Source organism: Acidimicrobiales bacterium, assembly GCA_035512495.1.
GTDB lineage: Bacteria > Actinomycetota > Acidimicrobiia > Acidimicrobiales > CADCSY01 > DATKDW01.
Map to the genome: position 1 here is coordinate 1 of DATKDW010000083.1, position 12740 is coordinate 12740.

The following is a 12740-nucleotide window of genomic DNA, read 5'->3' on the forward strand; positions in this document are numbered from 1 at the left end:
GGCAAGACGAGGTGCTCATCCTCTCGGATGGTGATCGTGTCCACGTACGGGGCCTCTGGATCGCCCTCCGCTACGGCGATCATCGCGGTGAGCTCCGCCGAAGACACCAGCCGCCCGCCCAGGCGGATGACCACGGTGTCGCTCGGGACGTCGGTCGAGAAGAACAGCCCTCGCCCCTCGATGGGCGACTCACCGACTGCCAGACGATCGTCCATCCAGACGTCCGGAGATGGCTGCGGCTTGTCCACCATCCCGAGCGGCACCTATGTCCTACCGGCCGAGCGCGTGGATGACGGGTTCGAGGTGGTCAAGGGCCTCGCGGCGCACGGTGTAGTGAGTGAAGCCCCACCGTTCCCGATGTTCGAGCAGCTTGTCGATTAGCGAGCTCGCGCTGCCCACCATGACGTATGGCGTATCCAAGATGTCCTGTGGTGTCAGCGATGGCATGTGCTTCGCCGCGATCTGTGCCGCGACGCCGTTCGCATCGTCGGTGACGACGACGGCTTGCACCAACGCCTGCAACTCCAACGGCGCTGACCGGCCAGCTGCCGCAGCCGCAAGCGCAGCGACGTCTTCATCGACGTGTCGGCTGCTGAACCTGGCCGACTCCGCCTTCTGCCCATCGTCGAGAACACGCCCCAATCCGGTGAAGCCAACGGCGTCGGCGTGTCGAGCGCCGATCGCGTGCACCCGACGTCCGGCGCCCCCCACGAGCAAAGGAACGTGTTCCTGCACTGGCGACGGCTCGCAGCGCTCGTCGGTGAGTCGGTAGTGATCTCCGGCGAACGTCACGCTCTCGCCACCAAGGAGCTGTCGCAGGACGATGACGGCCTCCTCCAGACGGTCGACCCGAGTCGAGGCGCCGTCGAAGTTCAGTCCTGCTCGCTCGTACTCCGGCTTGGAGTGGCCGGCGCCGAGCCCGACTTCGACACGCCCGTCGCTGAGGAGGTCGAGGGTCGCCAGGTCCCGGGCGAGAAGCGAGGGATGGTGGAAGTCGTTGTTGAGCACCATCACGCCCAGGCGAAGGCGGTCGCTGACCTCGGCGGCCGTAGCGAGCGGCAGGAGCGGGGCCAAGCACTGCTCCAGGTGGTCGGCGGTCACGATCATGTCGAAACCGCAGTCGTCCGCCCGTTTGACGAGGTCGATCCACTCCCGCCGGGAACCCGCACTGGCGATCTGGAGGCTGAACCGGAACGGCACGCTGCTCGTGACCTCGGATGCCATGGCTCCAGCATGGCGGGTTCTGCTCAGTGCCGCTCCGAATGATGCCGGCTCGGGTGGCACCGAGGCCAGCGCGATGATCGGCGCGGTCAGCTCCCTAGCGATCCCGTGCGGCGACGCGCTGGTCAACGATCAGGCACATAGGAGACCACCGCAGGGCGCGAACCCGGCGTCGGCGGGAGCACCTGAATAGTGTCCTCGTCCATGACGACTGCGGCAGCGGGGCGCACGTTTCTCCTCGCCGGAACTCAAAAGCCGTTCGAGTACCTGCTGACCCGGATCGCAGGGCTAACGGACGACGAACTACTTTGGCGACCGGTACGGGACTGTCTGACTGTCCAAGAGCTGGATGGACGGTGGGTGCCGGACGCTCCACCGACGGGCCTCCGTCACTTCGACGGGACGCCAGGGCCGGTCAGCACGATTGGATGGCGGCTCGCCCACGTCGTGTGCGATGTCCTCGGCAGTCGGCGGAACCCGCAATGGCTCGGTGTCATGGATGCCCCGGACTCGCCTGCGCCCTCGACTCCCTCCCTTCCGCTGGGAGCTGACGCTGCAGTCGCTGCCCTCCACGAAGTACACGCGTGGTGGAGCGCCATCATCGCGTCTTGCGACGACGATCACCTGATGCGACCTCTGGGCGAGGTGGCAGGGCCCTTCGACGGCCCAAGGGTGGGCTTCCTCGCTTACATCAACATGGAACTAGCGCACCACAGCGCAGAGATCGGCCTGCTCCGTGACCTGTGGTCCTCCGGGCTGCGCTGACGGTCCGCCGCACCCATTGCCGGTTGCCGAGCGGTGCGTCCATGCCGAACTGAAATCGCGAGCGGCTGCTCCCGCCGAGGTCGGTCAGCGCGGCGGCACCAACGAGCGGCACCTACTTAGAAGCGCTCAACGCGGAAGCGGCGTTGATTCTCGACCACGCCAATCGGTGTCAGTCCAGCCGCCGTCATTACTCGGGCAGACGCTTGGTTGTCCTCGGCGCACTCTCCCCAGACTGACTGGACCTCGAGCTCATCGAAGCAGAACTGAATGACGCCTCGCAGCGCCTCCGAGGCGTAGCTGCGTCCACGGAACGCCGGAGCGATGACGTACGCGAAGTCAACGTCAGCAACTCCACGACTGCTCCCGCCGAACCCGATCCATCCAATCGTCGATCCGGTCTCCTTGAGGACGATGACCCATCCGAACGACGACGCGTCGGCACCCGTCGCGGCGATTGCATGAGGAACCCACTCGCGAACTTCGGCTTCTGTACGTGGCCCGAAGTCATCCATGAACCGACGTACCTGCTCGTCGCCCCACGCCGGGATCAGTGCTTCGGTGTCCGACACGTCCAGGTCGCGTAACAGCAGCCGTTCTGTTTCGATCCGCCGTTCCGGGTCCCGAGCCATGCCTCCTCACAATAGGCACTAGCCCTGAGACACCGTCTTGACCCGCCCCGATTGCCGGCTCGCGCAGGCCCACGCCACCTTGGCGCCGGACCTATCGTCCGCACCGAACGACGCCGAGCGGTGGCCCGGAGCCGTCCCGAACGGCGCATCGGAGGCGAGACGTTACGGGTCGCGTGGGAAGCGCAGCTCGTTCCGAGTGACCTTCGCAAGGGCGGCCTCGAGAGCGTCGATGTCGAGAGACCTCGCGAGACTGAGCAGATAGATCAGCACGTCGGCCACCTCGTCCTCGAGCCGAGGCCGGAGCTGAGCATCCGATCCGGCGGCCTTGGCTTGCTCGGGCGTGAGCCACTGAAGGATCTCAACTAACTCACCAACCTCGCCGGTTAGCGCCATCGCCAGGTTCTTCGGCGTCTGGAACTCGCCCCAGCGGCGTACCTCCACGAACTCGGCGATCCGGTCCTGGAGCTCTGTGAGGTCAGCCATGTGCGAAGTCCATCACAATCGGTCCTGACGACGGCACGCACCTATCACGCGCGCGCGAAGACGCGGCCGCAGTGGTCCCCAGAGCGCCGAACGGCGCATCTTCCGCGGCTGACGCGGACGTCCCCCTAGAACGCGGACGACGCTTGGGCTGTGCAACGCTTTCAAGGTGATCGTGGGCATTGCTGGCTCGTCCGTCGCAGTATTCGACCTCGAACATTGGGGCCTGTTCGCAGACGGCGCCGACGAGACATCAGCGCTGGCCGCGCTCGAGCACGCCCACGAGAGCTTCGCTCGGTTCCTCTCCCAACACGGAGCGAGCTGCGGTCCGTTTCAAGAAGTCGAGGTAGCAGAACGTCAGCCTCCTACAGACGAAGGTGCCTTCGATTTCGAGCGAGCGCCAGCGACAGCTGCCGAGCGACAGCGGACGCTAGAGCTGTACCGCTGGGCGCGAGAGGATCTCGTCCGGCTGCTCGAGACCGCGACTGACACCGAGCTCGACTGGGTCGACGACAGTCGCCGCCTGCCCGACTGGGCGTGGTGGCACACCGCGAGGCAAATGGCATGGCACTGCGCGATCACGGAGTCCTGCTACTACCTTGCCAGCGTCGGGGTGAGCCGTCCGCCACCGTTCGCCGAGTTGACGACGCCGCTGCCAGCACCGTCGACCGCAACGTTGTTGGACCTGCTCGCGGTGTCCCAAGCCCACGTCGAGCGTTCGATCGAGCACTTGCCATCCGACTTGGTGGTGGTGACCAACGATGAAGTGTGGACTACGCGGAAGGTCCTGCGACGGCTCGCTGGCCACGAGCGCGCCGAGAACGACGTCACCGCGGCGCTACTGCACAACGCAAGGCTTGCGCTCTCCTGAGATCGGGGCAGTTTCAGACGAATCCTCTTTTCCGGCGCGACAGATCGAGAACCCGAGTCAGGCGCGCACCAGCTCGCGGCCGCGCCTATCACACAACCCACAATGGCGGCGCCGTCCGAGCACCACCGCCGCCAGGCCAGCGAATCGTCGTTCCGACCAGCGGGTTCCTGTGGCGCCTTTCGTGCCAACCCGTTGGTCAGCAGGCAGCGAGCATGTTCTCGAGCTTCGGACCCGTCGGTGCCTCGCGCGAGTCCGGGCCCCTGGGGCGCTCAGCGTCACGGCTTCGCCGCTTGTGGCAGTTCACACGCCTGCGAGAATCCCAGTTGCAGCACGAGCAGCTGCGAGAAGCCCGGCGCACGCATCTCGGGCTCGTTCCGCACCATTGTGCAGGGTCTGTCGGAGCGTTCCTGGGTCGTCCATGAGGGTGAGGTAGCGGTCTCGGGACCCAGCGAACCGCTGCTCATGAGCCTCTGCGACGAGCTCTTTCGCCTCGCGGTAGCCGATCCCACCCGTCCGATAGCGGACGGCGAGGGCTCTCGCGTCCTCTGGTGCTGCAAGGTGGCGGTACAAGTTGAACACGTTGCACGCGTCCGGGTCCTTCGGGTCCTCCGGCCGGGACGAGTCGGTGACGATGGACATGACCGTGCGGCGGACCTCGTCCGTCGAGGCGAAGATCGGCACGACATTGCTGTAGCTCTTGCTCATCTTGCGGCCGTCAGTCCCGGCGATGACCGCGACCCCGTCTTGTACTCGGAGCTCGGGGACGGCAAGGACAGCGCCATAGTTGTGGTTGAACGCCGTGGCCACATCTCGACAGATCTCGACGTGCTGACGGTTGTCCTCGCCCACCGGTACGAGGTCCGCCCGGTGCAACAAGAGGTCAGCGGCCATCAGCAACGGGTAGTTGTATAGCCCCGCGTTGACACCATCGTCGACAGGACGGCCCTGCTCGAGGTTGTCGTCGACTGCGGACTTGTAGGCGTGTCCGCGGTTGAGGAGGCCCTTGGCCATCACGCACCCGAGCAACCAGGCCAGTTCGCACACCTCTGGCAGGTCGGACTGGAGGTACAGCACCGAGCGGTTCGGGTCGAGGCCCAGCGCGATCCACGTCGCCGTGACCTGCAAGGTCAGATCTCGAAGCTCTTCTGGGTCCCGTACCGTCGTGAGAGCGTGGTAGTCCGCCACGAAGTAGGTCGCGTCATGGCCCTGGGCGAGGCCGAGAGCAGGCTCGATCATTCCGAAGTAGTTGCCCACGTGCGGCGTGCCCGAGGGCTTGATGCCGGTGACGATTCGGCTCATGGTCAGGTTGTCCTTGTCGGTCAGGGCTTCCCCGCCGATCGCCAACCGCTCATGAACGAACACGGCCGCCTCAGCGAGGCGGCCGGTCAAGTCGTGCGTGAACGCGGACGGTCGCCTACGAGAACGACCACCACCACTGCGCACGTGCAAACTTCACGATCGTCACGATGGCACCCCTACGCGGGCAGGCGCAACTGACAATCCGCGGGCTCAGCCCAGCCCCGAAGTGCGTGGTGAAGGCCGCACAGATCACCCGTCCCTAATCACGCCGGACAGCCTCCTCAAGGCGCTAGCTATCGGCGCTTCTTGAGCGATTTCTGGCCGGCGCTGGACACCTCATTGAGTGGCGATGGTGGACCTTGTGATCGTTGGTCGTGCGCGAGACTTCTCGTCGTGGCTGATTCTTTCGCAGTTCGCTTCGACGCCGTGAGGAGGCTGCGAGGACCGCTCACATGGGGGATGGATCCATCCGGCGACATCCTCGATGACTGGGGCCTCGGGGACACCTCGGATGGTCTCGAACGGTTCATCGACATCGTCCTGCCGGTGGCCGCTGACACGGTTGGGCTCATCAAGCCCCAAGCTGCGTTCTACGAGCGTCATGGTTGGCGAGGGATCCGCGCCCTGGCCCGGTTGATCGACGAGGCCCGCAGCGCCGGACTGCTGATCGTTCTCGACGCCAAGCGAGGTGACGTCGGCTCCACGAACCAGGCTTACGCTGAGGCCTACCTCGGCCCCGATGCTCCGATGAGGGTAGATGCACTCACGCTCCATCCCTATCTCGGCGTCGCCGCCATGGGGGCCTTCATCGAGCGAGCGGCTGAGTCCGGAAGCTGCCTGCTCGTCGTGACTCGGTCGTCGAACATCGAGGGACGCTCGGTTCAGGCATCGATCGGCAGCGGGGGCCGCTCGGTGGAGCAGTCATTGCTCGACGCGATCCGCGAGCTCAACGCTGAGCTTGCGCCCGGAGAGATCGGACCGGTCGGCGCGGTGATCGGGCCGACGCACATGGACCCCCGCCTGGATTTGGCTGCACCGAACGCGCTGTACCTGGCGCCGGGCGTCGGTCAGCAGGGAGCGACTCCGGACGATGTGGCCCGTGTCTTCAGCTCGTGTCCGGACCGAGTGTTCCCGAGCGCGTCGCGTTCGCTGCTCACCACCGCGGATCCTTCTCGGCTGCGCGACGACGTTGGGGAGCTCGCCGCCGAGTTCCGCCAGCTCCTCGGAGGCTGACCAGCGCACTGGGGAAAGCGACAACTCACCGGGTCAGCCAGCGATGTGAGGTGTCCGCAAAGTGCCGGTGGCCGCGTGGAGGCCGAGCCGCCCCCGGTAGGCGTCCCAGAAGGCCCGACGATTGGGTGATTCGTTCCGACGTTGGTGGCAGCACAGGTTGTTGTCGTTGCTGTTCTGGAACGTCTCGCAGGGTGCGGCCGTCTACGTTCTTCACCGTGCCGGGCGAGTGGGACGACGAGACCGAGAACTGGCTGCGGTGGGCCAGGACCCCCGGCTTCGACGCGTACTGGTACTACCGGGACGCGTTCTTCGACTCGCTTCTTCCCACTCCTCGCGGACGCACGCTCGAGATCGGGTGCGGTGAAGGACGGGTCGCTCGCGACCTTGGTGAACGGGAACACCAGGTCACAGCGCTCGACTCGGCAGGTGCCCTCGTCCAACACGCGCGCGACGCAGACACGCAAGGCCTCTATCTCGTGGGCGAGGGGGCTCGGCTACCGGTGAGAGACCGCTCCTTCGACCTCGTCGTCGCGTACAACGCCTTGCAAGTGGTCGATGACATGGCCCAGACGGTGGTCGAGAGCGCCAGAGTGCTTCGCCCAGGTGGTCATCTGTGCTTCTGCGTCGCCCATCCCGTTACCGACATGGGACAGTGGATCCATGCGCACGAGACGTCGAGCCTCGCACTGCGAGTCCCGTACTTCGAGAGCACTCGAGTCGAGGACACGGTCGAGAAGGACGGTCTGCGAATGACCTTCCGCGGTTGGACCTACACGCTGGAGGACTACGCGGTGGCGCTTGAAGACGCCGGCTTCGCGATCGAAGCCATCCGAGAGCCGAAGCCAGTCGGCGACGACCGCTACCAGCAGTGGGGGGACCTGCCGTTGTTCATGAACGTCCGGGCTGTCAGGCGGTAGTCGTCGGGAGCGTCTCCGGCCTGAGGCAGCATGCTCGCGGGCATTCCGAGAGCCGTGAGCTCTCAACCACGGGTCTCTCCCAGAACGTGCCGGCCTATCGGCATGGGGCATGGCCCCGAGGTGCCCGTGCGCAGCGCATAGATCACCCGCCCCATAATCCCGACTTCGGTCGATGCCGAGCGTCCCTAACGGCGTGTCGCGAGCGCACGGACGGGCCCGCGCGGCGACCGCGAACTCAGAATCGCAGTGGCGGATCGTGACGCGGAATCGTGCTTGGTCGGCCCGCGAGCCACCGCAAGAGATCCCCATTGCTTGCCGTACGGTCAACGAGTGTCGTTCCGAGCGCCTTGCGCTGGTACCGCAGCATGAAGGTGAGCGCCTCGGTGAGAGTTGCTGGCTCGTCTGGCGGCTCCAGACCGTTCGCTCGCCGAAGGTCGTCGTGATGAAGCCAAACCTCGGCGAGAGACACTGCTCCCACGCCGCCGCGAGCGAGCAGTCGAGGTGCTGGCGTTCGGAGTGCCTCGACGGCCACATCGAAGGGCAGGCGTCTGAATGCGCGGATCGCAGCTCGCCCTAATTGGCAGAGACCCGAGGGCACCGCCGATCAGCCGCTCCATAATCCAAACGACCACACTCCAACACCTCTCGGATATTGGCGCATACGCGGGCCCGCTGCTCAGTCCCAGTCGGCGCGGCGGAGGATCTCGACTGCAACGTCGCGCACTCGTCTTACGTCGAGCCGGCCACGGCCTGATGGCATCACGATCGCACTGTCCAAGCGGGGAGGTGTCCGGTGGTGTCGTTGCCGAGCGCAGCCTCGACCTCCGCAAGATTGGGGATCTGGCCGTAGGTCGATGGGCGGGCTTGGCGGACCGACTCGGACAGGAAGTGGTCAACGGCGGCGTCGTTGACGGGCTCGAGGTCGAGGAAGGACCAGAGGTCGCTCATGACTGCCCGGGCGTCGCCCGGCGACGACTCGTACAGGTCCTCGTAGTCGACGCTCATCAGTCGATCCGGTCCGAGGCCAGCGACCGCCGCGTCGACGCGGGCCGTCTCGCCGCAGGTCCACTCCATGCGACTGGCCACCTCCGCGACATCGAGGGCCGGATGGCCCCTGTAGTAGTCGGCGAGGTCCCTCTCCGCGTCCCACGTCTTCCACAACCCCGTGCGCTCAGCGACCACCTGCGAGACGGCGGTTTGCAGCACATTGCGCCGCCGTAACGCGACGACCTTCACCTCTGGCCGGCCCACGAGTGCCGCCAGCGCCGCGTCGTCGATCTGGTAGCTGAGCTCCTTGAGCCCCGTGAAGGCGGCGAACAGCTCGTCGAGCAGGCCCTCGAACAACTCACCGTTGCCGAGCCGGGCCACATAGTCCGGGTTGCTCGCATCCCAGCTTGCGAAGTTCTCGTTGAACGGCTCGTTCACGATCGACACCTGTGGATGCCGGTCGAGTATCTCGACCAGGCTGTTGCTGCCACTGCGCGGGTGGGCGAGCACGACCACCCGCCATGGCCACCTGGCTCCCCCATTCGACATCGCGGCGCACCCTACGGCCGCCGTGGTGACAGAGCACGAGACTTTCGGCCCCATGGCCGACGTGGTCCGGCCCGAACCCGGCTGGTCTCAGCGAGGCGTACAGAACGCCGACCGTCGGCGCGGCAAGAAGTGACGTGCGGACGCTGGCTTGAGGACGGAGACTCGCGTCGTGGGTGATGCGGACTACGAGGAGATTCGGCGGTGCATTGCGAGCGGCACCGCTCGCCTCGAGGTCCGGGCGCTCAGTCCCGACCATCTTGTCGCCATCACTTGGTCCGGGAACCCCACCCACATCGAGAACGTGGCGCGCCAGCTCGAACGAGTACCTTCGGGCGAGGTCCAGTACTTGGCCGTCTTCGTCGACGGAGAACCGGTATCGAAGGGCGGTGTCGACTTCGCGAAGGAGCCTGGCGCCGGCACCATCTGGCAGCTGGCTACCCACCCTCGGCTCGAAGGTCTCGGGCTCGCCACGACGCTCATCGGAGAGCTCGAGCTCCGGGCAGCACAGCGCGGCATCACCAACTTGCGGCTAGGTGTCGAGCCAGACAACGAACGCGCCCTCCGTCTCTACGAGCACTTGGGCTACCGCAGGATCGGTGAGTCCGAAGCTTCCTGGGAAGCTGAACGCAGTGACGGTTCGCGTTTCCTCCACACGACGAGGATCGCCGAAATGTCAAAGCCAGCCTGAGTCGGAGCTGGACCGCACGGAAGGCACCCGAACCAGGCTCGGGTTCGGTTGCAACAGAACGCGCGTCCCGAATGCCACCGTCTCGACCCCAAGACGCGCAAGAGAACGGCGCATCGCGCGCACGCTCCGTGCCGGAGCCGATTAGTTCTCGCGCGGGCAGCCAGCTTCGAAGGGAACGCAGTCGAGCAGCGACCCGCCGGCTGCGGTCCATTGCTGCTCATCGACGGCAACGAGGTGCGCAGCGAGCTCGTTGAGATCGACGCCGACGTCGTATGTCAGCAACGTCGTGGTGTAGTCGGCCGTCACTTCGAGGATCACGACCGCCGGATTGCCGTCGACCGCGGCCGACACCAGCGCCGGTTGCCCGTCGACGACCTCCGATCGGAGCTCGAAGCCCGGGAGTTGACCGCGCCGCCGTTCGAGACCTGTCCTGTGACCGAAAGTTGTGACGTGCGGGATCGTGTACGAGCCATCGGCGTTGTCCCTGCGAGGTCCGTCGTACTCCGCGAACCAGTCAACATCCGGGTCCCGCGCCTCAAGTGCGCCGAGGCCTGCCCGGTAGTCGACCGCCTCCGTCAGCTGCCACGTCGGCTCGCCGAGCAGCATGAGATGGACTTCGTCTGCCGTTGACTCGGTGCGAGACGTCGAGGTTGCGCTCGCGCTCGGTTGGCTGCTGCCGTCCGTACCGGTGTCATCGCCGCAGGAGCCAACGACCATGAGCGCGGCTGCAGTCACCAGCCCGGCTCGTGCTCTCGGAGCGCGCCGTCGCCTCACCGAGACATCCTAGTCGCGAGCGCCAAACGCGCGCTCGCGAATCCGGCTTCCGGTCACGGCAGAGCCGCACAGACCGGCGCTTCTCCAGCGACGAGCGGGTTGCCGACTGGCGACCAGGAGCGCCGTCCCGAGCGGCACTTCGGTACGGCTACCGATGCGCGTCCTCTGCCAACTCTCGAAGGGACCTCCGTTGACCGCCTCCCTCAACGAAGTTGTCTGCGGACAGCCAATTCTTGAAGGCGGGACGGAGCTTTTCCCAGTCAGCATCGGTGATGGCGAACCAGGCGGTGTCGCGGTTGCGGCCCTTGTAGTGCGTCGCCTGCCGGAACGTTCCCTCGTAGAGGAAGCCGAGTCGCTCGGCGGCCGACCGTGACGGGGCGTTCAAGTCATCGCATTTCCACTCGCAGCGTCGATAACCGAGGTCGAAGCAGTGGTCGATCATGAGGTAGAGAGCTTCGGTCGCTGCTGTGGTTCGTTGCAGCGACGGAGAGAAGGCGATCGAGCCGATCTCGAGAACACCGCTTTGTTGGTCGACTCGGAGGTAGCTGGCGAAGCCGACAGGTTTGCTGTCAAGGGTGATGGCGTACGGCTGCCGGTCTGAGTGTCCTGTCATGGCATCGAGTGCGCTTGTCAGCTCCTCCGGGTTCTGGAACGGGCCGATGGCCATGTAGGTCCAGAGGGATGGGGACGCCTCGGCGAAGGCGGCGAACAGACCGTCGGTGTGCAGCCGCCTGTCGAGTGGCTCCAATTGAACGAGGTCTCCGGTCAGACCGGTGGGCGATGGCATCGCCGGCGGGGCCCATGCGCCGAGGGCGACGCCGACCGGCTGACCGAACTGGTTGACGTCGTGCACCTCATGACGGTAGCGACGGTGACTTCGCTGGCAGGTGCGCTTTCCGGCCGTTCCGGGATACTGCGGGCACTGAACCGCAGCCGCACTCGCCCACGGTCGACGTGGGCGACGCCTAGTCGAACCGGACCGCCGCCGACGACGAGGCCAGCCTCGACGACGGGTGATCGTCCGCTCCGACAGTTGGGCACGCGGACAAAAGACGCCTTCCGCCGCAGATGTCGTTCAACCTCTGGCGGTGACGAAGTTGAGGAGATGGTTGGGCACAGAGGGCAGGCAGGCCTCGCTGTGACGCAGCGAACATCCGCACCGAACGCCCGACGCCGCCCGAACACCGTGGAACGGCTCGCTGCAGCCGCCCAGAACGCGCGCTCCAGAACACGGTCATGCCGATCGGGCAAGCCGAGCAGCACTGCGCTTCGCCGAAGCGCTGCGTAGCCGGCGATCTGGGCAGGTCACGGCATCGTTTATCGGTGAGAATGGGCTTGGTGGAACGACCTCCAGATGCAGATCGGAGAGCGCCTCGGCCGGTGTCGGAGCCGACGCCGAGGGCTGTCGCAGACGTACTCGCTGGGCTCCTCCCCGGGGTCGACTCAACCGTTGTCGACTGGGGTCAGTGGGACACCGACGGCGATCCCCGGTACCACCGGCGCGGCGTCCTGCTCGCAGGAGGCGAGCTCTTCGCCAAGTTCGCGTGGTCGGAGGAGGCCGCCGACCCGATCGCACGCGAAGGCCGCATCCTGGAGATCCTCGGACGCACGTCGTTTCCCGCTCCGGAGATCGTTGCCGTCCACCCCGACAAGGCTCTGTTCGTGACTCGCCTCGTGCCGGGCGGGCCCGTGACCCCAGCGGGCCTCGGTCAACTGAGCCCGAGGGGCCTCGACCGCTTCGCCGGCCAGCTCGTCGAGGCCCTCGTGGAGCTTCGCTCCCCCGGGCTGCGAAACGACCTCGTCGCACTCGCCGACCCGAAGCCGCCCAGGGCCCAGGCAGACCCCGAGGAGCTCCGGGCCGACCTCGAACCGATGATTCGTCCCGATCAGTGGCGTCGCGTGCTCGCACTGCTTGAACGGGTCGAGCTCGTCCTCGCAACACCAGGGCCTGATCCGGTCGTCCTGCACGGCGACCTGCACGGCTACAACCTCGTCTGGGACGGAGAGCATCTGGCGGCGGTGTGCGACTTCGAGAGCCTCGCAGTCGGTGACCCTTCCTTCGAGGTCCGGTATTTGCCGGACAACGCCCCCAAGCAGACCTACGTCCGTGCGGTGCTCGACGGGCTTCGCCGCGCCGGTCACGACGACGATCTGGAGCGCGCACTTGCCTGGCATGTGCTGACTCGTCTGGGCGATGCCCGTTGGCGGACGCTGGCCGGGGTCGATCTCCCGGGCGGCGGGACGCCTGCGCAGTGGGTCGACGAGCTGTTCGCAGTCCTGGCCGAACACGCTGCCCTCATCTGAACAGAGAGTTCGCTCGTTCCGTT

The 12740-nt window shown here is 66.2% G+C and carries 14 protein-coding genes; 6 read left to right on the forward strand and 8 right to left on the reverse strand.

What is annotated here, in order from left to right:
- The coding region (locus VMN58_12055; GenBank protein HUF33929.1) for a hypothetical protein at positions 1–215 on the reverse strand (215 nt) is incomplete at its 3' end.
- A 55-nt stretch (positions 216–270) separates the two neighbouring features.
- Positions 271–1224 (reverse strand): TIGR03621 family F420-dependent LLM class oxidoreductase, encoded by a 954-nt coding sequence (locus VMN58_12060; GenBank protein ID HUF33930.1) that lies wholly within the window; start codon positions 1222–1224, stop codon positions 271–273.
- A 201-nt stretch (positions 1225–1425) separates the two neighbouring features.
- Between VMN58_12060 and VMN58_12065 the strand changes: the two genes are divergently transcribed.
- Positions 1426–1986, forward strand: coding sequence for a DinB family protein (locus VMN58_12065; GenBank protein HUF33931.1), 561 nt, complete (start codon positions 1426–1428; stop codon positions 1984–1986).
- Positions 1987–2102: 116 nt separating this feature from the next.
- Here VMN58_12065 and VMN58_12070 read toward each other — a convergent pair whose 3' ends face one another.
- Positions 2103–2615 carry a GNAT family N-acetyltransferase gene (locus VMN58_12070; protein HUF33932.1) on the reverse strand — a complete coding sequence of 171 codons (513 nt, stop codon included), beginning with the start codon at positions 2613–2615 and terminating at the stop codon, positions 2103–2105.
- Positions 2616–2777: 162 nt separating this feature from the next.
- Positions 2778–3098 carry a nucleotide pyrophosphohydrolase gene (locus VMN58_12075; protein ID HUF33933.1) on the reverse strand — a complete coding sequence of 107 codons (321 nt, stop codon included), beginning with the start codon at positions 3096–3098 and terminating at the stop codon, positions 2778–2780.
- A 166-nt stretch (positions 3099–3264) separates the two neighbouring features.
- Between VMN58_12075 and VMN58_12080 the strand changes: the two genes are divergently transcribed.
- Positions 3265–3966: a DinB family protein gene (locus VMN58_12080; protein ID HUF33934.1), complete on the forward strand. Its 702-nt coding sequence runs from the start codon at positions 3265–3267 to the stop codon at positions 3964–3966.
- Positions 3967–4266: 300 nt separating this feature from the next.
- Here VMN58_12080 and trpS read toward each other — a convergent pair whose 3' ends face one another.
- On the reverse strand, positions 4267–5328 hold the full coding sequence (trpS, locus tag VMN58_12085) for a tryptophan--tRNA ligase (protein ID HUF33935.1): 1062 nt from the start codon (positions 5326–5328) through the stop codon (positions 4267–4269).
- A 363-nt stretch (positions 5329–5691) separates the two neighbouring features.
- On the opposite strand from trpS, the gene pyrF reads away from it, so the two are divergent.
- Complete coding sequence (gene pyrF / locus VMN58_12090; protein ID HUF33936.1) at positions 5692–6498, forward strand: orotidine-5'-phosphate decarboxylase; 807 nt, start codon at positions 5692–5694, stop codon at positions 6496–6498.
- A gap of 215 nt (positions 6499–6713) precedes the next feature.
- Entirely contained in the window at positions 6714–7415 is a 702-nt protein-coding gene (locus VMN58_12095; protein ID HUF33937.1) for a class I SAM-dependent methyltransferase, read from the forward strand.
- Between the two features lie 759 nt (positions 7416–8174).
- Here VMN58_12095 and VMN58_12100 read toward each other — a convergent pair.
- Positions 8175–8918, reverse strand: coding sequence for a hypothetical protein (locus VMN58_12100; GenBank protein ID HUF33938.1), 744 nt, complete (start codon positions 8916–8918; stop codon positions 8175–8177).
- A gap of 202 nt (positions 8919–9120) precedes the next feature.
- On the opposite strand from VMN58_12100, the gene VMN58_12105 reads away from it, so the two are divergent.
- Positions 9121–9639 (forward strand): GNAT family N-acetyltransferase, encoded by a 519-nt coding sequence (locus VMN58_12105; protein HUF33939.1) that lies wholly within the window; start codon positions 9121–9123, stop codon positions 9637–9639.
- A 141-nt stretch (positions 9640–9780) separates the two neighbouring features.
- On the opposite strand, the gene VMN58_12110 is transcribed toward VMN58_12105, so the two are convergent.
- Together VMN58_12110 and VMN58_12115 are read right to left on the reverse strand one after the other, a co-directional pair.
- The gene (locus VMN58_12110) at positions 9781–10374 is read right to left on the reverse strand and encodes a hypothetical protein (protein ID HUF33940.1); all 594 of its coding nucleotides are present in this window, start codon (positions 10372–10374) and stop codon (positions 9781–9783) included.
- Between the two features lie 187 nt (positions 10375–10561).
- Complete coding sequence (locus VMN58_12115; GenBank protein ID HUF33941.1) at positions 10562–11266, reverse strand: GNAT family protein; 705 nt, start codon at positions 11264–11266, stop codon at positions 10562–10564.
- A gap of 527 nt (positions 11267–11793) precedes the next feature.
- On the opposite strand from VMN58_12115, the gene VMN58_12120 reads away from it, so the two are divergent.
- On the forward strand, positions 11794–12717 hold the full coding sequence (locus VMN58_12120; protein HUF33942.1) for a phosphotransferase: 924 nt from the start codon (positions 11794–11796) through the stop codon (positions 12715–12717).
- The last annotated feature ends 23 nt before the right edge of the window (positions 12718–12740 follow it).